This is a genomic window from Ralstonia pickettii, from assembly GCF_001699815.1.
Taxonomy (GTDB): Bacteria; Pseudomonadota; Gammaproteobacteria; order Burkholderiales; family Burkholderiaceae; genus Ralstonia; species Ralstonia thomasii.
Genome location: NZ_MCGB01000109.1, coordinates 22,698 through 47,112 on the forward strand (window position 1 = coordinate 22,698; position 24,415 = coordinate 47,112).

At 64.5% G+C, this 24,415-nt stretch carries 27 protein-coding genes, 1 pseudogene and 1 riboswitch; of the genes and pseudogenes, 21 read left to right on the plus strand and 7 right to left on the minus strand.

What is annotated here, in order from left to right; translation table 11 throughout:
• Window positions 1-23: 23 nt before the first annotated feature.
• Both BEK68_RS23600 and BEK68_RS23605 read left to right on the plus strand, forming a co-directional pair.
• A complete protein-coding gene (locus tag BEK68_RS23600; protein WP_065851935.1) occupies window positions 24-260 on the plus strand; it encodes a hypothetical protein in 237 nt (78 codons plus the stop codon).
• A 187-nt stretch (window positions 261-447) separates the two neighbouring features.
• Window positions 448-1,827, plus strand: a complete 1,380-nt coding sequence (locus tag BEK68_RS23605; protein ID WP_012430044.1) for an FAD-containing oxidoreductase — start codon at window positions 448-450, stop codon at window positions 1,825-1,827.
• Window positions 1,828-1,904: 77 nt separating this feature from the next.
• Here the strand turns inward: BEK68_RS23605 and BEK68_RS23610 are convergent, their stop codons facing one another.
• Together BEK68_RS23610 and BEK68_RS23615 are read right to left on the minus strand one after the other, a co-directional pair.
• Entirely contained in the window at window positions 1,905-2,987 is a 1,083-nt protein-coding gene (locus tag BEK68_RS23610) for a calcium:proton antiporter (protein ID WP_004628078.1), read from the minus strand.
• A gap of 123 nt (window positions 2,988-3,110) precedes the next feature.
• Window positions 3,111-3,965, minus strand: coding sequence for a spherulation-specific family 4 protein (locus tag BEK68_RS23615; protein ID WP_004628077.1), 855 nt, complete (start codon window positions 3,963-3,965; stop codon window positions 3,111-3,113).
• Between the two features lie 61 nt (window positions 3,966-4,026).
• Window positions 4,027-4,107, minus strand: a riboswitch (cyclic di-GMP riboswitch).
• A 312-nt stretch (window positions 4,108-4,419) separates the two neighbouring features.
• Between BEK68_RS23615 and BEK68_RS23620 the strand changes: the two genes are divergently transcribed.
• Both BEK68_RS23620 and BEK68_RS25875 read left to right on the plus strand, forming a co-directional pair.
• Entirely contained in the window at window positions 4,420-4,875 is a 456-nt protein-coding gene (locus tag BEK68_RS23620) for a hypothetical protein (protein WP_004628075.1), read from the plus strand.
• Window positions 4,876-4,898: 23 nt separating this feature from the next.
• Window positions 4,899-5,078: pseudogene (locus BEK68_RS25875) on the plus strand (LysE family translocator); the annotation flags it as partial.
• Window positions 5,079-5,096: 18 nt separating this feature from the next.
• Here the strand turns inward: BEK68_RS25875 and BEK68_RS23625 are convergent.
• Window positions 5,097-5,990 carry a LysR family transcriptional regulator gene (locus tag BEK68_RS23625; protein WP_004628071.1) on the minus strand — a complete coding sequence of 298 codons (894 nt, stop codon included), beginning with the start codon at window positions 5,988-5,990 and terminating at the stop codon, window positions 5,097-5,099.
• Window positions 5,991-6,076: 86 nt separating this feature from the next.
• Here BEK68_RS23625 and BEK68_RS23630 point away from each other — a divergent pair, with 86 nt between their 5' ends.
• The 5 genes from BEK68_RS23630 to BEK68_RS23650 all read left to right on the plus strand — a co-directional run bounded on the left by BEK68_RS23630 (window position 6,077) and on the right by BEK68_RS23650 (window position 9,235).
• A complete protein-coding gene (locus BEK68_RS23630; RefSeq protein ID WP_012430045.1) occupies window positions 6,077-6,853 on the plus strand; it encodes an NAD(P)H-dependent oxidoreductase in 777 nt (258 codons plus the stop codon).
• A 109-nt stretch (window positions 6,854-6,962) separates the two neighbouring features.
• A complete protein-coding gene (locus BEK68_RS23635; RefSeq protein ID WP_012430046.1) occupies window positions 6,963-7,745 on the plus strand; it encodes a sulfite exporter TauE/SafE family protein in 783 nt (260 codons plus the stop codon).
• A 32-nt stretch (window positions 7,746-7,777) separates the two neighbouring features.
• Complete coding sequence (locus tag BEK68_RS23640) at window positions 7,778-8,173, plus strand: carboxymuconolactone decarboxylase family protein (RefSeq protein ID WP_004628067.1); 396 nt, start codon at window positions 7,778-7,780, stop codon at window positions 8,171-8,173.
• A gap of 90 nt (window positions 8,174-8,263) precedes the next feature.
• Window positions 8,264-8,413 (plus strand): hypothetical protein, encoded by a 150-nt coding sequence (locus BEK68_RS23645; RefSeq protein WP_235202088.1) that lies wholly within the window; start codon window positions 8,264-8,266, stop codon window positions 8,411-8,413.
• 12 nt (window positions 8,414-8,425) lie between these two features.
• The gene (locus BEK68_RS23650; RefSeq protein WP_012430048.1) at window positions 8,426-9,235 is read left to right on the plus strand and encodes an alpha/beta fold hydrolase; all 810 of its coding nucleotides are present in this window, start codon (window positions 8,426-8,428) and stop codon (window positions 9,233-9,235) included.
• A gap of 139 nt (window positions 9,236-9,374) precedes the next feature.
• Here BEK68_RS23650 and BEK68_RS23655 read toward each other — a convergent pair whose 3' ends face one another.
• On the minus strand, window positions 9,375-9,878 hold the full coding sequence (locus tag BEK68_RS23655; protein ID WP_012430049.1) for an acyl-CoA thioesterase: 504 nt from the start codon (window positions 9,876-9,878) through the stop codon (window positions 9,375-9,377).
• Window positions 9,879-9,896: 18 nt separating this feature from the next.
• Between BEK68_RS23655 and BEK68_RS23660 the strand changes: the two genes are divergently transcribed.
• From BEK68_RS23660 to BEK68_RS23710, 11 genes are all read left to right on the plus strand, one after another.
• On the plus strand, window positions 9,897-10,448 hold the full coding sequence (locus BEK68_RS23660) for a hypothetical protein (protein WP_249262960.1): 552 nt from the start codon (window positions 9,897-9,899) through the stop codon (window positions 10,446-10,448).
• A 96-nt stretch (window positions 10,449-10,544) separates the two neighbouring features.
• Window positions 10,545-10,886: a hypothetical protein gene (locus BEK68_RS23665; RefSeq protein WP_004628042.1), complete on the plus strand. Its 342-nt coding sequence runs from the start codon at window positions 10,545-10,547 to the stop codon at window positions 10,884-10,886.
• Window positions 10,887-10,895: 9 nt separating this feature from the next.
• Window positions 10,896-12,308: a TolC family protein gene (locus BEK68_RS23670; protein ID WP_012430051.1), complete on the plus strand. Its 1,413-nt coding sequence runs from the start codon at window positions 10,896-10,898 to the stop codon at window positions 12,306-12,308.
• A 2-nt stretch (window positions 12,309-12,310) separates the two neighbouring features.
• On the plus strand, window positions 12,311-13,609 hold the full coding sequence (locus BEK68_RS23675; protein WP_004628038.1) for a copper oxidase: 1,299 nt from the start codon (window positions 12,311-12,313) through the stop codon (window positions 13,607-13,609).
• Window positions 13,610-13,650: 41 nt separating this feature from the next.
• Window positions 13,651-14,139: a cupredoxin domain-containing protein gene (locus BEK68_RS23680; RefSeq protein WP_012430052.1), complete on the plus strand. Its 489-nt coding sequence runs from the start codon at window positions 13,651-13,653 to the stop codon at window positions 14,137-14,139.
• A 35-nt stretch (window positions 14,140-14,174) separates the two neighbouring features.
• On the plus strand, window positions 14,175-14,501 hold the full coding sequence (locus BEK68_RS23685; protein ID WP_012430053.1) for a copper-binding protein: 327 nt from the start codon (window positions 14,175-14,177) through the stop codon (window positions 14,499-14,501).
• Window positions 14,502-14,801: 300 nt separating this feature from the next.
• On the plus strand, window positions 14,802-15,899 hold the full coding sequence (locus BEK68_RS23690) for a glycosyl transferase family 90 (protein WP_015855702.1): 1,098 nt from the start codon (window positions 14,802-14,804) through the stop codon (window positions 15,897-15,899).
• A gap of 126 nt (window positions 15,900-16,025) precedes the next feature.
• Window positions 16,026-16,817 (plus strand): phytanoyl-CoA dioxygenase family protein, encoded by a 792-nt coding sequence (locus BEK68_RS23695; RefSeq protein WP_004628030.1) that lies wholly within the window; start codon window positions 16,026-16,028, stop codon window positions 16,815-16,817.
• Window positions 16,818-16,914: 97 nt separating this feature from the next.
• Window positions 16,915-17,136 carry a hypothetical protein gene (locus BEK68_RS23700; RefSeq protein WP_012430055.1) on the plus strand — a complete coding sequence of 74 codons (222 nt, stop codon included), beginning with the start codon at window positions 16,915-16,917 and terminating at the stop codon, window positions 17,134-17,136.
• Between the two features lie 223 nt (window positions 17,137-17,359).
• Window positions 17,360-17,800, plus strand: coding sequence for a DUF2141 domain-containing protein (locus tag BEK68_RS23705; protein ID WP_012430056.1), 441 nt, complete (start codon window positions 17,360-17,362; stop codon window positions 17,798-17,800).
• 19 nt (window positions 17,801-17,819) lie between these two features.
• Window positions 17,820-19,346, plus strand: a complete 1,527-nt coding sequence (locus tag BEK68_RS23710) for a carotenoid oxygenase family protein (protein ID WP_012430057.1) — start codon at window positions 17,820-17,822, stop codon at window positions 19,344-19,346.
• 12 nt (window positions 19,347-19,358) lie between these two features.
• Here the strand turns inward: BEK68_RS23710 and BEK68_RS23715 are convergent, their stop codons facing one another.
• Window positions 19,359-20,852 carry a M20/M25/M40 family metallo-hydrolase gene (locus tag BEK68_RS23715; RefSeq protein WP_012430058.1) on the minus strand — a complete coding sequence of 498 codons (1,494 nt, stop codon included), beginning with the start codon at window positions 20,850-20,852 and terminating at the stop codon, window positions 19,359-19,361.
• Between the two features lie 208 nt (window positions 20,853-21,060).
• Between BEK68_RS23715 and BEK68_RS23720 the strand changes: the two genes are divergently transcribed.
• Window positions 21,061-21,978 carry a LysR family transcriptional regulator gene (locus tag BEK68_RS23720; RefSeq protein ID WP_012430059.1) on the plus strand — a complete coding sequence of 306 codons (918 nt, stop codon included), beginning with the start codon at window positions 21,061-21,063 and terminating at the stop codon, window positions 21,976-21,978.
• Window positions 21,979-21,994: 16 nt separating this feature from the next.
• On the opposite strand, the gene BEK68_RS23725 is transcribed toward BEK68_RS23720, so the two are convergent.
• Window positions 21,995-23,476: an AMP nucleosidase gene (locus tag BEK68_RS23725; RefSeq protein ID WP_004628021.1), complete on the minus strand. Its 1,482-nt coding sequence runs from the start codon at window positions 23,474-23,476 to the stop codon at window positions 21,995-21,997.
• A gap of 47 nt (window positions 23,477-23,523) precedes the next feature.
• Entirely contained in the window at window positions 23,524-24,297 is a 774-nt protein-coding gene (locus BEK68_RS23730) for an amino acid ABC transporter permease (RefSeq protein ID WP_012430060.1), read from the minus strand.
• Between the last annotated feature and the right edge of the window lie 118 nt (window positions 24,298-24,415).

Consider the following 24,415-nt stretch of genomic DNA (forward strand, 5'->3'; position numbering starts at 1 on the left):
CATTTGCGCAAAAGGAGAACACCATGTTGAAGAAAATTGCACCGGCCCTGATTGTGGCAACCCTCGCCGGCCTGACGGCTTTGCCCGCAGCGGCGGATGACCTGCGCAATGCCATGGGCGGCCACACGGGCGGCATCGTTGGTGCGGGCCTGGGTGGCGGCGCCGGTGCAGCTCTGGGCGGCAACGTCCAGCGCAATTCGTATTCCGACCGCGACGACCGGGGCTACCGTCGCCATGGCAAGCACCATCACCACCATTGATGTGATGCGCCGGTGCGCTCGCCATTGAGCGCACCGGCCGACTTCCTGCTTTCCTTCCGGCGAAGGCGCTGCCTGCGTATGTTGCCCGGCGCGTCGGCAACTCCTGTTGCCATGACTCGCCGTTGCCGCGTGCGCCGCCTACCATAGCGAGACGGCCGCGACCGGCCCGCACACGAAGGAGAGCGCCATGACGCAACGCTTCGACGCCATCATCATCGGCACCGGACAGGCCGGCCCGCCGCTGGCTGCGCGCCTGTCCGGCGCCGGCCTGAAGGTGGCCATCGTCGAGCGCGGCCGCTTTGGCGGTACGTGCGTCAACACCGGCTGCATCCCCACGAAAGCCATGGTGGCCAGCGCCTACGCGGCGCGCATGGCGCAGCGTGCGGCCGAATACGGCGTGGTGATCGACGGCGGTGTCACCGTCGACATGCGGCGCGTAAAGGCCCGCAAGGACGAGATTTCCGGCCGCTCCAGCCACGGCGTGGAGCAATGGGTGCGTGGCCTGGAGCACGGCACGGTCTTCCAGGGCCATGCCCGCTTCGAAAGCGCGCGCGCGGTGCGCGTTGGGGACGAACTGCTCGAAGCCGAGCGCATCTTCATCAACGTTGGCGGCCGGGCGTTGGTGCCGCCCATGCCCGGGCTCGATCAGGTGCCGTTTCTAACCAACTCCACCATGATGGATGTGGACTTCCTGCCCGAGCACCTTGTCGTGATTGGCGGGAGTTACGTCGGGCTGGAGTTCGGCCAGATGTTTCGCCGCTTCGGCTCGCGCGTGACGATCGTCGAGAAAGGTCCGCGCCTGATCGCGCGCGAAGACGAAGACGTATCGCAGGCGGTGCGCGAGATTTTGGAAGCCGAAGGCATCGACGTGCAGGTCAACGCCGACTGCCTGAGCGTGCGGCGCGACGGCGCCGGTGTCGTGGTCGGCCTGGAGTGCGGCAGCGGCGCGCGCGAGGTGTCAGGCTCGCATCTGCTGATGGCCGTCGGGCGCGTGCCCAATACCGACGATCTCGGCCTCGACAAGGCCGGCGTGGAAATCGACAAGCGCGGCAATATCCGCGTGGACGAGCAGTTGCGCACCAACGTCCCCGGCATCTGGGCCATGGGCGATTGCAACGGCCGGGGCGCCTTCACGCACACGTCCTACAACGATTACGAGATCGTCGCGGCAAATCTGCTTGATAGCGACCCGCGCAAGGTGTCGGACCGCATCCAGGCGTACGCCATGTACATCGACCCGCCACTTGCACGCGTCGGCATGTCGCTCACGGAAGCGAAGCAATCGGGGCGCACGCTGCTGGTCGGCAACCGCCCGATGACGCGGGTCGGCCGCGCGGTAGAGAAGGGCGAGAGCCAGGGCTTCATGCGCGTGGTGGTCGACGCGCAGACGCACGAAATCCTGGGCGCGTCGATTCTCGGGGTGGGCGGCGACGAGGCGGTGCATTCGATTCTCGACGTGATGTATGCCAAGGCGCCGTACACCACTATCAGCCGCGCCATGCACATTCACCCCACGGTGTCGGAGCTGATTCCCACGTTGCTGCAAAGCATGGAGCCCGAGCAATAACGCAAGACGTGGCGCCTGAAAAAAAGAAGGGCGCCTTCCAGGCGCCCCACACATCGATTCGCTAGCGTGCGCGCCGCTCAGGGCACGATCGAGAGAAACAGATACGCCGCGAAGATCGCCAGATGCACGACGCCATGCAGGATGGTCGTGCGACCCTTGCCCAGCGTGAGCGACGACACGATCAGCGTGAGGAACAGCAGGACCATTTCCTTCGGGCCCAGGCCCAGTTCGAGCGGACGGCCGATCCAGATGAACACGGCGGCCACCGTCGGGATGGTCAGTCCGATACTCGCCAGCGCCGAGCCCAGTGCGAGGTTCAGGCTCGTCTGGATGCGGTCTGCATTGGCGGCGCGCAGGGCGGCCAGGCATTCCGGCAACAACACCAGCGCGGCGATGACGATGCCGACGGTGGCGGGCGGTGCGCCGGCATTCAGGATGGCCGCTTCCACCGAAGGCGACAGCACTTTGGCCAGCCCAACAACTGCCACCAGCGACACCATCAACAACACCGCGCTGAGCGCCGCCACGCGTGCGGGCGGCGGCGGTGCGTGCACGTCTTCGTTGGCACTGTCGACGAGGAAGTAATCGCGGTGGCGGATGGTCTGCACGATGACGAAGCAGCCGTACAGCACCAGCGACGTCACCCCGGCAAAGGCCAATTGCGACGAAGTCATGACCGGCCCCGGCGTGGAACTCGTGTAATTGGGCAGCACCATGGTCAGCGTGACCAGTGCAGCCAGCACGGCCAGCGCGGCGGTGGCGCCCGGCGCTTGAAAGGCTTGCTCGCGGTGACGCAGGCCGCCCACGAACAGGCACACGCCCACGATTCCGTTGCAGATGAGCATGACCGCGGCAAACACGGTGTCGCGCGCCAATCCCGCCTTCTCTGGCCCCGAAGAGAGCATCACCGATACGATCAGCGCGACTTCGATCACGGTCACGGCAATCGCCAGGACGAGCGTGCCGAAGGGCTCGCCCACCTTGTGCGCGACGACCTCGGCATGGTGGACGGCTGCAAAGACGGCACTCGCCAGTGCAAGCGCCATCAGTGCGATCAGCCAGCCGGGGGGCGTCATGAACGCGCCGCCGGCCAGCACCACCCACGCGAGCAGCGGGGCAGCGACTGTCCAGGGGGGCAGCTTGTTGGAAGAAAGGGCCACGGAGTTCTCCTTGTTGTTGCCTCAACGCCGGCATGCAGCGAAGGGATGGATGCGGTGTGGCCCGAATATAAAGCATGTGCGGAGCCTCAGCCCGCACAAGCGGCGTGCGTCACGCCCGCGCGGTTACGGGGCAACGGCCGTGGCGGACACCTCCTGGCTCCAGTAAGTCGGCAGCGCGCCATACGGGTTCGGCAACGTCTTGTTCGTGATGAACACGGCGGCAGCGCCCTTGCTGGATGCGTTGCGAACGAAGGTTTGCATCTGCGTGGCCGATGCCGCGTAGACGATGTGCGCAAAGCGTGCCGTCGGATAGTTGGCCTGCCACGCCAGTGGCGCATAGCTGGCGTAGTGCTTTGCGCTGTCTTCAAACACAACGAGCTGGTCCGCTACCGGCAGGCTTGCATAGATTTCCGGCACATTGGTGCCCGGGTTGCCCGTGACCGTGTAGTTGGGCGACAGCCCCTTGATGTAGTTGTAGACCGATTGGTAGAACTGGATGTGTGCCGTTGTGCTGTCGGCGGTCATCTCGTCGATGAAGAAGCCGTCGACCTGATACAACGCCTGGTAGGTGTTGATGTCCTGCACCACCGCCGACAACGACCGGTTTGCGTACGAGCTGGACACGTACCCGATCACCTTGCCGCCGGCGGCATGCACCTTGGCGACGGCGGCAACGTAGTTGGCGTCCTGCGTGGTGCCTGGGCCGCTGTTCGGGTTGAGGATGACTGTGGTCGGTACCGACGTCGCCGCTGTGGCTAGCGCACCCCATTGCGTGGCGCCGGTGCCCGACGGATAGATGTAGGACGGTACCAGCAGCGCTTCAGCACTGGCATGCGGGGCGCCCATCAGCGCGCCGGACACCAGAGCGAATGCAGCACATGCGGCGCGCGCAAACCTGCGCTTTGCGTTGCCCATTGGCGATGCCACGGCCAGCGTGGCGAATGCGGGCGAACGCCCCCCCGTTTGTATCGTTTTCATTGTGTGCCCCTGACCACGCAAATCGCTGCGTGCGTCCTCAGGCCCGCCCCCCTGCGGGTTGGCGGGCAACTGGCTGACTTCTTCTGGAGAAGTCCCTGTAGCTTTGCGTCGCCGGATCACTCCGGTTTTGCCCAGACCTCTGGGTGTGAACCCATTGAAGAAGGACTCTACCGGGGCGGCGCCAGCCCGGCAAACGGAGAATGCGCAAACGAGTCGGCTGTCGCATGAAGCGTTGTCGAGACCCCACGTTGCGCGTTGCCATGGCAATCAACCATCACGCCAATGAAGCAGTGACGGCCTTCCGCCATTCTTCCCATGCCGCGCTTCCCCTGACCTGCGCCAGAACCTCTGGTGCATTCCGCCGCCGCAGACCCCGCCCGTATCGTCAGTCCACGCAGCGCTGCCGGTTGCCGCTGTGTTTCTTGTCCACGTATCTGACTGAGGAGAAGCTGCAATGAACATCCGCTCGAATGTGCTTGTCATCCGTATCGTGCTGTTGACGGTGGTGTCCCTGATCGCCTCGCTGGCGGCCACGGCCGCGTTGGCTGCGCCGCCAGCGACCGTCGCATCCTGTGACGGCATCAAGGATGCGTACCCGATTCTCGGCACGCAGTGCGCCAACCACTACGCCAAGATCAACCACGCGCCCGCCACTGCGGCCGAACGGCGCGAGACGTATTCAGCGCGGATCGCGGTTTTGGACATCTTCCGCAAGGCGCTGCTGTGCAACGGCATGTACGGCGCATCGAAACCGGCGCAGCAGCGCTTTTCAAGCGGCGAGGCTGGCCACCTTCAGGCCCTGGCGAACCTGAACGCGGCAATGACGATTGCCGGCGACCCGAACGTGCCGGTGCTCTACACCGCCTCCGACTTGAGCGACGTGTCCATCAACAAGTCGCAGTGCAAGTAAGGGGGGGTGGAAGGCAGCGGAGGCCGCGGCTGGTGTCCCTGGTCAAGTTCGGTGGGTACACCATCGTCGAGTTGTGCATTTCGAGCCGGGTGCCGCGTGAGATGTACCTGCGTGCCAAGACCTGGGTCGATCGCGTGGCGGCCGTGGCGATCGGCGGGCTCGGGCTGCATCGGATCTTCACCGCGCCGACGGTCGGGCTGTGACGGCTGCGGCGCGGTGCTTCAGACCGCGCCTGCAATCACATCACGCAACCACTGATGCCCGGGGTCTCGATGCACGCGCTCATGCCACAGCATCGACATCTCATAGCCTGGCACCTCCACCGGCGGTTCAACCGCCTGTAGCGCACTGGCCCCGCGCACCAGCCGCTCGGGCAGCATGGCGACCATGTCAGTGCTTGCCACCGCTGTCATCACAAAGAGGAAGTGCGGCACCGACAGCACTACGCGTCGCGTGGCACCGGCTGCCGCCAGGGCTTCGTCCGTCACGCCGAAGAAGCCACCGCCATCGGGCGACACGATCACGTGATCGAGCGTGCAAAACTGCGCCAGTGTCGGCCTGCGCTTCAGGCGCGGGTGCCCCGCGCGGCCGATCAACACATAGCGTTCAGTGAAGAGCGCACGGCGGCGCAGGCCGGGTGGCGCGCCGTCTGTGGTGTGGAACGCGAGGTCGATCTCCCCTTGCTCGGCTTGCTTTTCAATACGCGTGGGCACCAGTCCCAGCATGGCGAGCCGTGTGCCCGGTGCGCTTGTGCGCAGGGTGTTCAGCACCGGCAGCGCGATGGTCGATTCGCCGTAGTCCGTGGCGGCCACGCGCCAGGTGTTGGTGGCGTGCGCCGGGTCGAACGGGCTGGCGGGTGCGACGGCCTGCTCCAGCGCTTCCAGCGCCAGCCGCAGCGGTTCGCGCAAGCTTTCCGCGCGGGCGGTTGGGCGCATGCCGCGCGGGCCGGGCAGCAGTAGCGGGTCACCAAAAATGTCTCGCAACTTGGCCAGATGCACGCTCACGGAAGGCTGCGAGAAGTTCAGCCGCTCGGCCGCACGCGTGACGTTGTGCTCGGTCAGCAGCACATCGAGTGTCACCAGCAGGTTCAGGTCCAACCGCCTGAGATTATTCATGGCTATGCCTGGAATATTGACAATTCATTTCCAATATACCGGGGCGCCCCGCATTCTGGAGCCATTCCTTATTTGGAGTTGCCACCATGAATGTCCTGATCGTCTACGCCCATCCCGAACCCAAGTCGCTCAACGGCGCCCTCAAGGACTTTGCCGTCCAGCGTCTGGAAGCCGCCGGCCACACCGTGCAGGTATCGGACTTGTACGCCATGCAATGGAAGGCCGCGCTGGATGCAAGCGACAGCACTGTTGGGCCGGTCGGTCCGCATTTCCATCCGTCGCTCGATTCCAAGCACGCGTTCGAGAACGGCCTGCAAGCCGATGACATTGCTGCCGAACAAGCCAAGCTGCAATGGGCCGACGCCGTGATCCTGCAGTTTCCGCTGTGGTGGTTTTCGATGCCGGCCATCCTGAAAGGCTGGGTCGAGCGCGTCTATGCATACGGCTTTGCCTATGGCGTTGGCGAGCATTCCGACACCCACTGGGGCGACCGCTACGGCGAAGGCACGCTCGCCGGCAAACGTGCCATGCTGATCGTCACCACGGGTGGCTGGGAGTCGCACTACAGCCCGCGCGGCATCAACGGCCCGATCGATGACATCCTGTTCCCGATCCAGCACGGCATCCTGTACTACCCCGGCTTTGAGGTCGTGCCGCCGTTCGTGAGCTACCGCACCGGCCGCATGGACGACGCGCGCTTTGCGCAGACCACGCAGGCGCTGGGCCAGCGACTCGACACCTTGTTCACCACCGCGCCGATCCCGTTCCGCCCGCAGAATGCAGGTGAATACGAGATCCCGTCGCTCACGCTGCGTGCCGAGATCGCGCCTGAAAAATCGGGCTTCGCTGCGCATCTCGCCTAGCCCTCGCCTGGGCGGCAAGCGCTACAATTTCGCATTCATCTCCGGCGGCGCGCTGTAGCGGATACAGCGCGCCGCCGCGTTTGTTTCTCCTCCCTCCCTTCTTGTCGGCATGACGTCTCACGCGGTTTTCACGGGCCTGATCAATTTGCTGCTCGGCATGGGTCTCGGCGTGGCGGGCGGTTTGCTCGGCATTGGAGGCGGGCTCATCGCCATTCCTCTGCTCGGCTATCTGTACGGAATGGACCAGCACTTGGCGCAGGGCACGGCGCTGGTGATGATTGCGCCCAATGTGCTGATCGGCTTCTGGCGGTATCACCAGCGGCATCCGGTGCATGTGCGTTCCGTCGCGCTGATCTGCGTGTTCTCGATGGGGGCGACCTACGTTGCCGCGCGCTTTGCGGCGGGGCTGGACGCCAACCTGCTGCATACGGCGTTTGCCGTATTCCTGATCGTGCTCGCCGTGTACTTTGCCTCGCAGCTCAAGGAGAAGCCGAATGCCGCTGGTGCTGCGCACGCTGTGCCGCACACCATGCCGGCCGCCGCGCTGCCGTTGATGGGCATCGCCAGCGGCGCGATGTCGGGCATCTTCACGGTGGGGGGCGGGCTGGTGGTGGTGTCGGCGCTGGTGACGTTCTTCGGCATGCCGCAGACGCGCGCGCAGGGCATGGCGCTCGCGCTGGTGGTGCCAGGCTCGCTCATTGCACTCGCCGCGTATGCGCATGCGGGCCACGTGGATTGGGGTACGGGCATTCCGCTGGCGGCCGGCGGTGTTGTCAGCGTGTCGTGGGGTGTGGCCCTGGCATATCGGTTTTCAGCGCGGCGTTTGCGGCTGGCGTTCTGCGCAGTGCTGCTTGGTACGGCGCTGATGATGTTGCTGGTCAAGCCAGCCTGATCGACCTGATTTTCAATGCGGAGGAGGGCATCGTGTCGGAACAAGACAAGCAGGCCGGGCGCGCACGCCGCGCGCAGGTAATGGGCGACGCATTCGTGGAGCGTGCGATGAGCGGGTTGGACGCTTTCTCGGCGCCGCTGCAGGATTGGCTCAACGAACACGCCTGGGGCAGCACGTGGCAGCGGGACGGCATCGACCTCAAGACGCGCAGTTTGTGCACCTGCGCGATGCTCGCCGCGCTGGGCCGCAGCACCGAGCTCAAGGGCCATGTGCGCGGCGCCATCAACAACGGCGCAACGGCTGTGGAGATCCGCGAAGTGCTGCTGCACAGCGCCATCTATGCCGGCGCGCCGGCTGCCATCGAGGCGTTTCGTTCGGCACGTGAGGTGCTCAATGAGCTGGGCATCCACATCGAAGAGCCGAGGTAGCCAGCGTCGGGTTTGCGGCTTGTGCTCACGGGCCTAACACAAGTTGCGTGGCTGGGGTCGCTTCCCTATTCTCGCAGGATCACGTTTCTGGTGGACGGCGACAAGCTGGCCTACCGCGATGCCGGACGCAAGCGCCTCACGCCACTTGGCTGGGTGCTCGTGGCCATCTTTGCGGCGCCAGCAGCGCTCTGTTACTGGTGGTTCAAGCAGCAGTTTGCGGCACTCGGCTATGCCGGCTGATACCTGATCGAGATGGACACCTTCGACGATGATCTGACGCGGTTTGCCGCCCACGGTGCAGAACCGCTGCCCCCCGCCGTTGAGCAAGGCCATGTCGAGCACGACGGCGCCCGCATCTGGTATGCGACCTTCGGTGCCGGCACACCTGTGATCTTGCTGCATGGCGGGCTCGGCCATGGCGGCAATTGGGGATATCAGGTTCCGGCACTCATGACTGCTGGCTACCGGCCTATCGTCATTGATAGCCGTGGGCACGGTCGCAGCACGCGCGATGCGCAGCCTTACGCCTACACGCGCATGGCTTCCGACGTGCGGGCCGTGATGGATGCGCTGCGCATCGACCGCGCCGCCTTCATCGGCTGGAGCGACGGTGCTTGCGTTGCGCTCACCCTCGCCATGCAGACACCGGAGCGCGCTATTGGCGTGTTCTTCTTCGGTTGCAACATGGATCCAAGCGGCGCCAAACCCTTCGCGCCGACGCCCGTCATCGACCGCTGCTTCGGTCGCCACCTAAAGGATTACACCGCGCTGTCATCCACACCGGACGACTTCGATGCCTTTGTCGAGGCCGTCACCGAAATGATGCAGACGCAGCCGAATGCAACAGCCGAGGAACTGGCGGCGACCCGTGTGCCGGTCACCATCGCGCAGAGCGAACACGACGAGTTCATCTGGCCCGAGCACGCGCACTATCTGGCACGGACCCTTCCTGAAGCACAGTTTGTGTTGCTGCCGGGCGTGAGCCATTTCGCGCCGTTGCAGCGACCGGCGGTGTTCAACGACGCCGTGCGCGCGTTCCTTCACGGAATTTGTCAGACGTAGGCCGCGTCGAGGCCGAACGGGTTTGCGCAACACTGGCGCCGCGTTATCCACAGAAACAGTGGGTAAGCCTGTGGATAACGATGCCCGACGGCGATACCACGCGGCCTGCAGTTCCTTGCTGACGGCGTAGGCAGGCAGCTCAACCGCCCGAAACCGGCGTGCTGTAGGTCGCCTTGATCGCCTTGTGGCGCGCTTCCATTTCCTGCCGCAGGGCGCGGCGCTGCTGCGCGGCTTCGAAGCGTTCCCTTTCTTCGGCGTTGGCGGGCGCCAGCGGCGGCACGTCGGCCGGCTTGCCGTCATCGTCCACGGCCACCATCGTGAAGTAGCAGCTGTTGGTATGGCGCACGACCTGGTTGCGGATGTTTTCCGTCACGACCTTGATACCGATTTCCATCGACGTGCGACCGGTGTAGTTGACCGACGCGAGGAACGTCACCAGTTCACCTACGTGAATCGGCTGGCGAAACACCACCTGGTCCACCGACAGCGTCACGACATAGCGGCCGGCGTAGCGGCTCGCGCACGCATACGCGACCTGATCGAGCAGCTTGAGGATGTGGCCGCCGTGCACGTTACCGGAAAAATTGGCCATGTCGGGCGTCATCAGCACCGTCATGCTGAGCTGGTGGGATTGCGTATTCATGGGGGCGTTGAAGCTGGAATGATGGGGAAAGCAGGGCGCGCAGAAATGGGTACGCAGCAGGCCGACATTGTGCCGCGCTCAACTCATCTTGTGCTGCATTGCGTGAAATTTGATGGCATCGCGCTACACTACCGGTTTGCGCGGCAAACGATTTTCAGCCCCCTCCTGCTTTCCATGCACCGATTCCTGACCCGCCTCCTGCTCTGGCTGGTTGTCCTGGCACTCCCCCTGCAAGGGTTGGCCGCGACGACCATGATGGCGCGCGGCGGCGCTCTGGACGACACGACGGTTGCCGTGGCAATGCTGGATGACGGCGCCGTCATGTCCGATGCCTGCCATGAGCATGAAGATGCCATGGCCACCGGCGCCGAGTCGAAAGCGCCGGCACAGTCGCACTGCAAGACCTGCCCGATCTGCGCGGCCTGTTCGCTCGGTTCGGTCGTTCCCCTGGCCGCCAGCCTTGGTGTGCCGCTGATCAAGCTGCCGGCCGCTGCGCCGCGCGGCCTTGCTGTTTCCTTCCGCAGCTTCATTCCCGAAGCGCTGCAACGTCCACCCTCGATTCGCGTTTGACGCCGCCAGTCCGTCCATAGATCGGGCTGGCTTCTGGTTTGACGGCTCCTTGCAAGACATGGGGCCGTACGTCATCACGCTCGATCGAGGTTTCTCATGCTTTTCACACGATGGTTCGTGGCTGCCGCGCTGCTGGCGCTGGCGCCGCCATGGGTGTTGGCGCAAGGTGCTGGGTCTGCGCCTGCAGCATCACCGCCTGACCCACTGAATGCGGACGCGGCCGTGCCCGCCGTGGCCGCGCCGCGCACATTCGACAGCTACCACGCGTATCGCGATACCGGCCCAGCACCCTGGCGCGAGACCAACGCGGCCGTGAGCTCCAAGTCAGACGCTTCTGCGGATGGCGGCCACGCGGGGCACGTCATACCAGCGAGCGCACCAGCCGCCACCTCCAACAAGCCTGCCGGCGAGTCCATGCCCGGCATGCACCACCACTGAGGAGGCGCCGTGCTCAAACCATCCACACGCCGCCTCGCCCTGTGCGCGCTGGCCGGCACGCTGCTGCTGTTGGGAGGCTGCGCCACCATCACGCAAGACAGCGGCTTCAAGACCGTTGCCGACGTGGCGCGCGATCGGCTCGGCAAGGACGCCACGTGGCATCGTTCACCAGAAGCCCGCGACAGCGCCGCGCAACGCACGCGCGAGCTGCTCGCCCAGCCGCTGACGATGGACAGCGCCGTGCAGATCGCGCTGCTGAACAACCGTGGCCTGCAGGCTTCGTATGCGGAGCTGGGGCTATCCGAAGCCGCGCTCGTGCAGGCCAGCCGTCTGCCGAATCCCGGCTTCAGTTTCAAACGCACGCGCAGCGGCGACGACCTGTCGATCGAGCGCACGTTTTCGCTATCTTTTCTGAACCTGCTGACGCTGCCGATGGCCACGCGCATCGAAGGCCGCTACTTCGAACAAACGAAGTTGCTGGTCGCCAACCAGATGCTGCAGGTGGCGACCGACACACGCCGCGCGTACATCAATGCCGTGGCGGCGGAGCAATCGGCGCGCTATGCCGAGCAGGTTCAGCAAGCCGCAGAAGCCGGTGCCGAGTTCGCCAAGCGTCTGGCTTCCGCAGGTAACTTCAGCAAGCTTGATCGTGCACGTGAACACGCCTTCTATGCGGAAGCCACTGCCACCCTGGCGCGCACGCGTCAGCAGGCGCAGGCCGAGCGCGAGGCGTTGATCCGCCTGCTTGGTGTGTGGGGCACGGATACCGGCTTCAAATTGCCCGAGCGGCTGCCTGACCTGCCGAAGGATCGCCCCGAGCTGCAGCAGATCGAGGCCTATGCGTTGCGCAACCGGCTCGATATCCAGGCGGGCAGGTTGCAGGTCGATGGCCTGGCATCGTCGCTGGGGCTCACGCAGGCCACGCGCTTCATCAACGTGCTCGACCTCGGCTACGTGCGCAATAGCAAATCCAACGAACCACGCGAAACGGGTTACGAGATCGGCATCGAGATCCCGCTGTTCGACTGGGGCGGCGCCCGCGTGGCACGTGCGCAGTCGATCTACATGCAGGCCGCCGATCAGCTTGCCGACACGGCCGTGCGTGCGCGTTCGGAAGTGCGCGAATCGTACGTGCGCTACCAGACCGCATATGACCTCACGCGCCACTACCGCGACGAGGTCGTGCCCGTGCGCAAGCGCATCTCCGACGAGATGCTGCTGCGCTACAACGGCATGCTCGTGAGCGTGTTCGAACTGCTGGCCGATGCGCGCGAGCAGGTGAATGCCGTGAACGGCTACATCGACGCGCTGCGCGGTTACTGGATTGCACAGACCGACTTGCAGATGGCGCTGGGCGGCAGGCTGCCGCCCGCTGAAGCGAATGCGGCCACCACAGCGCCGAACCCTCCTCAAGGACATTGAACATGGTTTCCCGACGTCAATTTCTCGGCGGCACGGGCGCGGCCATGCTGGGCGCAGCGATGGTCTCGCGCGCCGGCGCGGCCTCGCTGCCCGAAGCACCGCTGCAAACGAAGCCCGCCACGCAGCCGCCGCTCGCGCCGCCCAACGGCCGGCCCTACAACCCCGTCGTCACGCTCAACGGCTGGACGCTGCCGTGGCGCATGCGCGGTGGCTGGAAGGAGTTCCACCTCGTGGCCGAACCGGTCGAGCGCGAATTCGCGCCCGGCATGACGGGCCACCTCTGGGGCTACAACGGCCAGAGCCCCGGCCCGACGATCGAATGCGTGGAAGGCGATCGCGTGCGCATCTTCGTCACCAACAAGCTGCCCGAGCACACCACGGTGCACTGGCACGGCATGATCCTGCCCGCCGGCATGGACGGTGTGGGTGGCTTGTCGCAGCCGCACATTCCGCCGGGCAAGACCTTCGTCTACGAGTTCGAGATGAAGAAGTCCGGCACCTTCATGTACCACCCGCATTCCGACGAGATGGTGCAGATGGCGATGGGCATGATGGGCTTGATCGTCGTGCATCCGAAAGACCCGGCGCAGCACCGCGCGGACCGCGACTTTGTCTTCCTGCTCGCCGCGTACGACATCGACCCCGGTTCCTACACGCCGCGCGTGGCCGAGATGACCAACTTCAACATGTGGACGTGGAACAGTCGCGTCTTCCCCGGCATTGACCCATTGCCCGTGCGTCTGGGCGATCGCGTGCGCATCCGCATGGGCAATCTCACGATGACGAACCACCCTATGCACCTGCATGGCCACACCTTCGAAGTGGCCGGCACCGACGGCGGCTGGGTCCAGCCCAGCGCGCGCTGGCCGGAGGTGACGACGGACATTGCCGTGGGCCAGATGCGCGCGATCGAGTTCATTGCAGACAACCCCGGCGACTGGGCCTTCCATTGCCACAAGTCGCATCACACGATGAACGCCATGGGGCACAACGTGCCGACCATGATCGGCGTACAGCAGAAAGATCTCGCCAAGAAGATGAATGCGCTGGTGCCCGACTACATGGGCATGGGCCAGGCTGGCATGGCCGACATGGGCGAGATGGAAATGCCGCTGCCCGACAACACGCTGCCGATGATGACGGGGCAGGGCCCGTTTGGCCCCATTGAAATGGGCGGCATGTTCACGGTGATGAAGGTGCGCCGGGATCTGCCGCGCAACAGCTATGCCGACCCCGGTTGGTACAAGCACCCCAAGGGCACCGTCGCCTACGAATACACCGGCACCAGCATCGACGACTGATCGATGCTGAATCCACATCCCATACGAAACCGAGACCGAACATGCAACGCAATCTGCTCCGTTCCACCTTCCTGGCCGCGCTGATGTCCATGGCCGCCATCGCCCACGCATCCGGCAATCACGCCGGCGGGCACGACCACGGCGATGCCGCCATCGGTGAACCCGGCGACGCCGCCCGCATCACGCGCATGGTGCACGTCGACATGACCGACACCATGCGCTTCACGCCCGCGCAGATCACCGTTCAGCGCGGCGAGACCATCCGCTTCGAAGTCGTGAGCAGCGGCCAGGTGCGGCATGAGATGACGCTGGGCACGCCGGCCGACCTCCTCGCCCACGCCGAGCAGATGCGCAGGCACCCCGAGATGGAGCACGCCGATGCCAACGCCGTCACCGTTGACCCTGGCCAGCGCGGCGAGATCGTCTGGCACTTCACGCACGCCGGCTCGGTCGAGTTTGCCTGTCTGCAGCCCGGCCATTTCGAGGCCGGCATGCGCGGCGCCGTGCAGGTGCGCGGCAACAAGTCCTGATCCCCCCAACCACCTCTTTCGACAAGGAGCCCAACATGTTTCGTCATGCCCTGATGCTGACCGCGCTGCTGGTCGGCACACCGCTTGTTCACGCCGCCGAAGACACCGCCCCTGCGCCTGCGCCCGCGGCCACAACTCCCGCAGCCATGTCCGAAGGCGAGATCAGGAAGATCGACACGGTTGCCGGCAAGCTGACCATCAAGCACGGCCCGCTCGACAACCTTGGTATGGAGCCCATGACGATGGTGTTCCGCGTGCAGGATCCGGCCATGCTCACCAAAGTGCAGGTCGGCAGCAAAGTGCACTTCGTCGCCGAGAAGGTGAATGGCGCGCTGACCGTGACCGCGTTGGACGTGCAGTAGTAACGAGGCGGGCGGGGAGGTACCTACCCGCTCGCGCCTTCAGGGCCGTGGGTGAGGCCAACGTGAGGGGCCGGCCGCGAAAGGCAGAACACTGTGACGCCATGACAACGGTCAGCCGGCCGGGAATAGACCCGGTGCGGGAGCGGGCGGCTTGCCACCCAGAAACGGAATGAGTCGCAAGATTCTTACGGTAAAGTGAGGTCCGCTGCGGATACGAGGCATAACCGGGGCCGACGCGCTGTCTGTAGGGGGAAGCGCGATCGGTGGTCCCGTACATCGGCGGCAAGTAGAAAGTGGATCATGTGCCACTCATTTCTGCGGGTGGGGGCTACAGCTTTTCGCCCGAAAAGCGACACCCTGGGTTTAAATTTCCGCGGCATCTTTTGTTTCATGCGTCATCTCAAATACCGCTTGAGCAGAGTCTCTGCAAAAAAATTCTGGTATTACTTTTCGAATGCCTCTAACCATTTTCTCGCGCGTGCTACAAAAAATGGAAAAGCTGAGACGCTTCTGAAAAGAAAAAGTGGTCAGCGTCGTACGCAGGACGTCTTCGATCGATTGAGCTATTACAACTCAATTTCGGAGGCATTCGACACCAGTTGCAATGCCGTGGAATATTCAAATTTCTTGTTGAAATCCTCAACAAGCACCATCGTCGACAAGCATTGTGAAATAGGGAGTACCTATTTCTATGATCTGGTCGACCTGATGGATTATTTTGGTCCGGGATACAGCTTTGACTACGACTGCGGGGATGTGACTGTCGAGCCGAACCACCCGGCGTTCGTAAAAAGCCGCCCGATCAAGAACAGCTCCCATAATGGCATTCTCTTGAAGCTCGACGCCATCCGGCATTTTTCGCTGGCACGCGACCCCATCGATTTCCAAGACAAGAAGCCCATGGCGGTCTTTCGGGGGCCGTGCCATCAGGAACACCGCAGGGCGTTTGTGGAGCGATGTCATGACCTGGCAAACGTTAACATCGGGGATACTCGAAAATCAGAACTTGGGAAAGCGACTTACAAATCGCCGATGACGATTGCGGAGCAATTGCAATACAAATTTATTGTGAGTGTCGAGGGAAACGACGTTGCAACGAATTTGAAATGGATCATGGCGTCCAATTCGCTGTGCTTCATGAGGCGGCCCCGGTATGAGACGTGGTTCATGGAAGGAAGGTTGATCCCGGACGTGCATTATGTCCTTCTGAAAGATGATTATTCCGACCTCCAGGAGAAAATTGAGCATTACCGGAAATACCCTGGCGATGCATTGGCGATCGTCCGCAACGCCAATCGGTGGGTGGCGCAATTCATGAACCGTGACCAGGAACGCCTGCTCGGTTTGATGGTGATCGCAAAGTATTTCCGGTTGTCGGGCCAACAGTCGTTTTGGTAAGGCTCGAACAGGACAGCACATCCCACGTTTGATCCTGCGCAGGCCCGTCGTGTGTCGGGTCTGCAACGCATACGGCGGCGCGTTACACTCATTGTCTTTCGCCGTCTCCGTACGCATTTTTCCACCATGTCTGCGTCTGCCCCCACCGCCACCCACGCACATCCGCTTTCCGACGAGCAGCAAGCCTTCTTCAAGGAGCACGGCTACGTCGTGTTGCGCGGGTTTGCCAGCCAGCAGGTGAGCGCCGCGTTACTTGCCGCCGCACAGGACGGGCTGGCCAGCGCGGCGGCGCCGGTGGAGCTGGAAACCGACGTCGGCTATGCCGGAGCACCGACCTCGCGCGAAGCCGAAGGGGGCCAGACGGTGCGCCGCCTGCTCGACGCCGATTCACGCGGCACGCCTTATACGGAATGGGCGCGCGACCCGCGCGTGGCCGCCGCGATTGCACAACTGATTGGCGGCCCTGTGCATCTTTCGCTCGCGCACCACAACTGCGTGATGACCAAGCACCCCGCGTTTGGCACGGCCACCCATTGGCACCGCGACAGCCGTTACTGGTCGTTCGCACGGAACGAACTGGTGTCGTCGTGGCTGGCCCTGGTGGAAGAGACGGTCGACAACGGTTGTCTGTGGGTGATTCCGGGCAGCCACACGCTGGACCTGCCCGCTGACCGGTTCGACGCCAAGCTGTTCCTGCGCCAGGAGCAGCCAGAGAACCGCGCGCTGATCGACACCGCGCGCCCCGTGCCGCTGCTGCCCGGCGACGTGCTGCTCTTCCACTGCAACACCTTCCATGCGGCCCGTGCCAACCAGACGGCCGCCGTCAAGTTCTCGGCAGTGTTCACGTATTACGGTCCCGATAACTACCCGTTGCCGGGCACGCGCTCGTCGGCGCGGCCCGATCCCCTGGTCGGTTGAGGTGCGCCCTCCCCCATTTGTAGGTGAGCGGCGGACAGATTTGTGTCACGCGCCTTTGTTAACGTGGTCTTCCAACGATCAACAACGGGGAACCACAATGCCAATTCAGGAAGTGACACATGGCGCGCATGTCATCTTCGTTGATCCGCTGCAACGCGATGATCATCGCTGGACGGCCCGTTTCCAGATCTGTCGCGCCGGCCACATCATCTGTGACTGGGAAAACGTTGAGATGCCCGAGGGCTTCATCTCCGCCCAGCTCGCCTTGAGTGCGAGTGTGCTGCTGGCCGACCACCGTTTGTCGAGCTTGCCGCATTAGCATCCACCTCCACAAAGCGCCCGCCGAGCCTGCGGGCGTTTTTGTCAGCACGTCTGGCGTGATTCCATCAAGCTGTTGTGATTCGCTCATCGCGCGCAAGCGACCGTTTGCGCCGCGGCATCCACACTTCGTCGCAAGACCGCTGACTGGCGCTCAGTGTCCGCCTACATTGCCTCCTGACCGCCGGCCTGCCAACGCATCGCCGGCCATTCAGGAGACTTTCATGAGTGCCATGTTTGCTCTGCCGCGCGTTGCGCTGGCCCTGATGTTGGCGACGCTTGCCGCAAGTGTGTCCGCAGCCACGCTCACGGTGGTGGTGGAGGGCGCGCAAGGGCGCCAGGGCGCCGTGCGTGCCGCACTGTTCCGCGACGCCGCCGGCTGGCTCAAGCCCGATTCCGCCATCCGCGCCGACATTGCTGCGCTTGATAGCGTGTCGGGCGCGAGCGTTACCTTCGTCTATCCGGATCTGCCGGCGGGGCGCTATGCGTTGTCGGTCTTTCATGACACCAACAACGACGGCAAACTCGGCACCAACCCGGCCGGCATTCCCGTCGAGCCCTACGGCTTCAGCCGCGATGCGCGCGGCCGCTTCGGTCCGCCCGCATTTGACGATGCCGCCATCGACGTGCAGGGCGACCAGCGCGTGACGATTCACTTGCATTGATCTTGAGCGAGGCCCCGTCATGCAACGCCGATCCTTCATTGCGGCCCTGGGCGCCGCACCGTTTGGCTTGACCCTGACCGATGTAATGGCCGCCACCCCGGACCCATGGGCTGCGGGGTTTGCAGCGGCGCGCGCGCAGTATCCGTGGCTGGCGGGCTACCAGGGCGTCAGCGCCGACATGCCGACTCGCGCGCTGAAGGTGGAAGGCAGGTTCCCGCCCGCGTTGCACGGCGCGTTCTACCGAAATGGCCCCGCGCGGCATGAGATCGGCGGCGTGCGTTATCACCACCTGTTTGATGGCGACGGCATGATCCAGCGCTACGACATCAGCGAGCAGGGCGTAACGCACCGCGGCGTGTTCGTGCGCACTGACAAGTTTGTCGCCGACACCGCCGCCGGCCGGCCGTTGCGCGCGACGTTCGGCACCGCCAACCCCGACATGGAGCCGGTCGCTTCGCCCGACAGCATCAATGTGGCCAACACCAGCCTGGTGATGCATGGCGACGAGATGCTCGCGCTGTGGGAAGGTGGCTCGGCCACGCGTGTCGATCCGGATTCTCTGCGTACGCTGGGAGTGCAGACCTGGCGCGACGACTACAAGGGCATGCCGTTCTCCGCCCACCCCAAGGTCGAGCCCGACGGCACGCTGTGGAATTTTGGCGTGAGCAGCGCGGCTGGTCTGCTGACTGTCTACTGCGTGGGCGCGGACGCTGCGCTCAAGCGTGTGGAATCGGTCAACGTTCCGGACGTGGCGATGGTGCATGACTTTGCCGTGACGCAGCGCCACCTGGTGTTTCTGCTGCCTCCGTTCGTGTACGACGTTGAACGCTCGCACGCCGGCATGTCGTTTCTCGATTCCCATGTCTGGCGGCCGGAGCTGGGCATGCGCGTGCTGGTGCTGGATAAGGACGACATCACGCGCATGCGCTGGCTGAAGTTGCCGGAGGGCTTTGTGTTCCACCTGGGCAATGCTTGGTCGTCGCCGGATGGGCAGGAGATCCACCTCGATTACCTTCGCTCGGACGATGCCTCGGTCGTCATCACGTCGCTGCGTGAATTGATGCGTGGGCAGATTCGCCCGTCGCCGGGCGCGCGCCTCACGCAAGTGCAACTGAACCTGCGAACAGGTCGGGCTGAGCAGTTCAGCACCGCGCATGTGGCCGAATTCCCGAAGATCGACACGCGGCGCACCGCGCAGCGTCATCGTGCGCTGTTCATGGTGGCCCACACGGCGCCATTGTCGAATGGAAGCCCGCACGCGCTGCACGGCTTCGACACGGTCATGCGCGTCGATACGGATTCAGGGCAGGCCGAGCAATACCGCTTCGGGCACCGCACGCTGGTGGAAGAACACGTGTTCGTGCCGGCATCGGCCAGCGCCCGTGAAGGCGAGGGCTGGTTGATCGGTACGGTGTTCGATGTGGATGCCGGCTGTACGAGGCTGACGGCGTTCGATGCACAGCATGTTGCCGCAGGGCCCGTCGCCACGGCAAGCCTGAACGGCGTGGCGCCGCTCGGCCTGCATGGATTGTTTCGCGCGGCTTAAAGCGGCCGCCTGTCAGAGCGGGTGCGTCAGCAGGCCGTAGATCGTCCGCACGCCGCCCACGTAGTTGCCCATCCGCAGGTTCTCATTCGCGGCATGCTGGTTGTTATCGGCATTGACCAGAGGAATGATCGCGAACGGCACCTGCAGCACGCCAACGATTTCCGCCGTGGGCACCGTCCCGCCCATCATGCGGATGCGGACCGGCGCCGGGTTCGCACCAAAGGTGTCGGTCAGCGACCTGTAGGCCCATGTGCCCACAGCCGAGTCGATCGGTGAACCCGCGGCATCCGCGCCCTCGCTCTGATACGTGAACGTGGCGAGCTTGTCGTAGCGGCTGCGCTCTTCGTCGGTCGGGGCGTTCTTGACGAGGTGGTAGCCCTGGCGCTCGATGTGCCGCTCGATCAGCTTGCCGAGGTAGGCCGCGCTGGAGTCTGGCGTGGTTCGCAGGTCCAGTTCGGCGACGGCCTTGTCGGGCACGATGTTCGCCACCTTGTCGCCCACCGCTGCAGAGGCCATGCCGCGCACGTTCAATGACGGGTACTGCATCGCTTCCTGGTAGTTGGCCCCGACCTTGTCGGCATGCGCAATGCCCAGGCGCTTGTTGAGCGCTGCCTGGTCGTCGGGCACGGCAGCCATGATCTTGCGGTCGGCCTCGCTGATCTTCACGTGGTCGTAATAGCCTGGCACCGTCACGCGGCCCGCGTCGTTCTTCATCGATGCCAGCAGGTTGGCCAACTGCTGGGCCGGATTGCGGGCGTAGTTGCCGTAGTGCCCGCTGTGCAGCGGCACCTTGGCCCCGTAGACGGTGAGCCTCGCTTCGGCTGCACCGCGGTTACCAAAGACCAGCGTTGGCAGGTTGCTCGCATGCATGGGGCCGTCGTGGATGACGATGGCGTCGCAGCGCAGCAGCTCGCGGTTTGCCTGCATGACCTTGCTGATCGACGGCGAGCCTTTCTCCTCCTCGCTGTCGAGAATGATCTTGACGTTGACGGCCGGCTGGGCGCCGCTGGCCTTCAGTGCGTCGATGGCGGCCAGCATCATCATGATCGGGCCCTTGTCGTCGGCGGACGATCGGCCGAATACGCGCCATTCCGGATCCAGTGGGCCGCTGAAAAGCTGCGCCGCGTCGATCTCTTCCCAGTCGCCTTGTGCGGTCTTGTGCTTGAGCACGGGCGTCCATGGACTCTTCTGCGCCCACTGCGCGGGAATCACTGGCTGGCCGTCGAGGTGCATGTAGAACAGCACCGTCTTGCGTCCGGCATCCGGGTTCGGCAGCTCGGCGTAGAGCATCGGTTTGCCGTTGTTCGCCAACTGTTTTGTTGTGAAGCCGCGCTTGCGGAACGCCTGCTCCAGCCAATCGGCATTCTTGCGGACATCCTCCGGCACGATGGCGTCGTTGGGCAGGGAGAGCAGTTGAAAGTATTCGCGGTACGTTGCCTGGGCATGGCGTTCGGCGTCTGCCGAAGACAGTTCAGCGGCGCCGGCCAGGCCAGTGGCACCCAGCATGAGAGCCGGCACGAGGACCCGGAGGCGATGCGACGCGCGGTGCGCAGTAGTTTGACGGGCTGCTGGCTGAAGGGGCATCTGGACACTCCGCTGGTCGAACAGTTCCGGGTGAGTGTGCGCATACCACACCTTTTTGACCATTAGAATTTTCTTGGGATATCTTTGCGTTTTCTGCAAAGCAAAAAGGCCCCCTGCGCCTACGTCGCCTATGTCATCTCATCGCCTGCAGGAGACGTCCCTCCGCTATTTTCTGGAGGTTGTGCGCAGCGGTTCATTGACGGAGGCGGCCGCGCGCCTGCACGTCAGCGCGTCCGCCATCAGCCGGCAAGTGGCGATGCTTGAAGAGCTGCTGGGCGTGCCGCTGTTCGAGCGGCAATCGCGTGGCATGCGGCCCAGCGCAGCAGGCGAGCTGCTTGCCGCGCACGCGCTGCGCGGGGCGCTGGAGGCAGAGCGCGTGGTCTCGGATATTCAGGGCCTGCAAGGGCTGCAGCGCGGCCGTGTGCGCATTGCGTGCTCCGATGGCTTTGCGATCGAGTTTGTGCCGCGCGCCATCGTGGCGTTTCGCGAGCGGCATCCCGGCATTCAGTTCGACCTGCGCGCCGAAGAGCCCATGCGCGTGACCGAGGCCGTCTTGCGTGGCGACGTGGACATCGGCCTGACCTACAGCCGCGCCGCCGTGCACGGCATTCGCGTGGCGTATCAGCAGCGTGGCTCAGTGTTTGCCATCATGCGGCCCGACCACCCGCTGGCGAAGTTCAACAGCGTGACGCTGGCGCAGATGCACCCGTTTCCGATTGCGCTTTCGGGGCCGGACAACACGGTGCGCCAATTGTTCGACATGGGCTGCAGTCAGCGCGGGCTCGTGTTCGAGCCGGTGCTGGTCAGCAACCGCTTCGATGGGCTGTTGAGTTTCGTGCTGCAAGGCGGCGGCTTGGGCATCGCGGGGGAGATCACGGTGCGCGAGCGCGTGCAGCGCGGTGAGCTGCATGCCGCGGAGATCCGCGAGCGCGGCATGCGCGGGCGGACGGTAGAACTGCAGATCCTGGCGGGGCGCACCTTGCCCGAGGTGGTGCGGGTGTTTCTGGACTTCCTGCGCGAGGCGCTGCCGGAGCAGCCCCCGCGCTAACCGGTGCTCACCCGCGCTATCGGAACGCGGGTTCGTCAAAGCTGCGCAGCTTGCGCGAGTGCAGCGCTTCAACGCCGCTTTCGCGCAACAGGCGCACGGCCTCCATGCCGATGTCCAAGTGCTGGCTCACGCGCTGGCGGTAGAACAGGTTGGCCATGCCGCGCAGCTTCAGTTCGCCATGCAGCGGCTTGTCGGACACGCACAGCAGGGTGCCGTAGGGCACGCGCAGGCGGAAGCCGTTGGCGGCAATGGTCGCGCTTTCCATGTCGATGGCAATCGCGCGCGACTGGTTGAAGCGGCTGTACAGCGCCTGGTACTTCAGCTCCCAGTTGCGGTCGTCGGTGGAGACCACCGTGCCGGTGCGCATGCGTGACTTCATGTCGGCGCCGGACAGCCCCGTGATGCGCGCCACCGCTTCCTGCAGCGCCACCTGAATCTCGGCGATGGGCGGCACGGGCACCCATGGCGGCAGATCTTGGTCTAGCACGTGGTCGTCGCGCACATAGGCGTGGGCGAGCACGTAGTCGCCCAACTGCTGTGAACGCCGCAGGCCGCCGCAGTGGCCGATCATCATCCAGCAGTGCGGACGCAGCACGGCCAGATGATCGGTGATGGTCTTGGCATTGGACGGGCCCACACCGATGTTCACCAGCGTCACGCCCAGGCGGTCTTCGCGCACCAAATGGTAGGCGGGCATCTGCGGGAGACCCTTGATGCGGTGGGAGTCGTCAGGCGCCGGGGTGCCGAGTTCGTGTTCGGTGTCGCCGGGCTCGACAAAGCGGATGTAGCCTTCGTCGTTGCCGTCTTCCATCAGCTTGCGGCCGAGGGCGGCAAACTCATCGACGTAGCGCTGGTAGTTGGTGAACAGCACGAAGCGCTGGAAATGCTTCGGATGCGTGGCGGTGTAGTGGTACAGGCGCTGCAGGGCCAGGTCGACCCGCTCGGCCGTGAACATCGACAGAGGCTGCGGTTCGTCGCCGATGGGGCGGTACGTGCCGTTGGCAATGGAGTCGTCGATCTGCGCGAGGTCGGGCAGCGTAAACGCGCCGCCCAACGCGCGCGCCTGTTCGGGCGTGATGTCCACGGTGGACGCCTCCACCACGAACGGCAGCGGGATCGGCCGGTTGCTCACACCCACCACGACGGGGCTGTTGTGATAGTGCAGCAGCCGCTCGATCTGCACGCGGTAGTAGTCGCGGAAGAGGTCCGGCCGCGTGAGCGTCGTGCCGTACACGCCCGGATACGCCACTGTGCCCCATGCCGGCCGCGCGTCGCTCACCAGCGTTTTCGGGTCGACGGTGATGCCGAGGTAGGGGTAGCAGGCGGACAGGTCTTCGCTGCAATCCTCGCCACGCGCAAAGGCGTGGAAGCGATCGCGAACCGCCTGCGCAGAGCGCTCGTAGATGGCGGTGATGCGCTCGACGGCGGTATTGGCGTCGGTACAGATCGCCAGGTCGTGCGCAGGATAGAGATGGGCGGTGGCGCGGGTATCGGTCATGTTCTCGATGATACCGACGTTTTGTGAAGCCAAGATAGCGGTGTGGCTCAAGTCACGGCATCTGAAACAGGGCGTTCGCGCCAGCGCAAAAAGCGTTGCCAGGTCGACATGTGGTCCGGTTGCGCCGCAGGCGTGCGGGGGCCTGCGCGCAACCAATTGGGCAAGGCCTCGATGCCGGTGCACAGCAGGAAATACAGTACGGCCACCGCGCCGAACACCTCGGCCGGGTAGGCCACCGTGCGGCTGTTGACCTGGCTGGCGGCGGTGGACAGTTCCACCACGCCCACGATATACGCCAGCGATGTGTCCTTGACCGTCGATACCCATTGGTTGGCGAGTGACGGCAGCATGATGCGCCACGCCTGCGGCAGCACCACGGTCAGCAGCGCCTGTGGGGGCGACATGCCCAGCGCCAGTGCCGCATTGCGCTGCCCGGCACCGACGGCACGCAAGCCGGCTTCCATGCTTTGGGTGATGTAGGCCGCGCCCACGGCGGCAAGTGCAGCGACCACCGTGGCGGTTTCCGGCACCGACACGCCCAGGGCCATGGGGATCAGAAAGTACGCCCAGAACATCAGCATGAGTACCGGGATAGCCCGCAGCGTGGCCAGCAGCCCGCGTAGCAGGCGCGCCAACCGGCGCAAGCCCGGCGTGGCGTCGAGCCTGTCCAGCAACAGCGCACAACCGACGCCCGCTGCCGTGGCCATCACGCAGGCCCACAGCGCCATCCACAACGTGAGCGCCGCCCCGGCCAGCGGACCATTCGGATACGGTCCGATCAGCAGGTAACGCAGGTGCAGGAGCACGGCTTCCGTCGTCACGCGGGGGCTCCGTCCGGTAGCGTCGATGTCGATGTCCAGCCAAGCCGCCGCAGCACGCGGGGCGCCACCCATTGCAGCAACAGAATCACTCCGGCATACAGCACGGTTGCCACGGCAA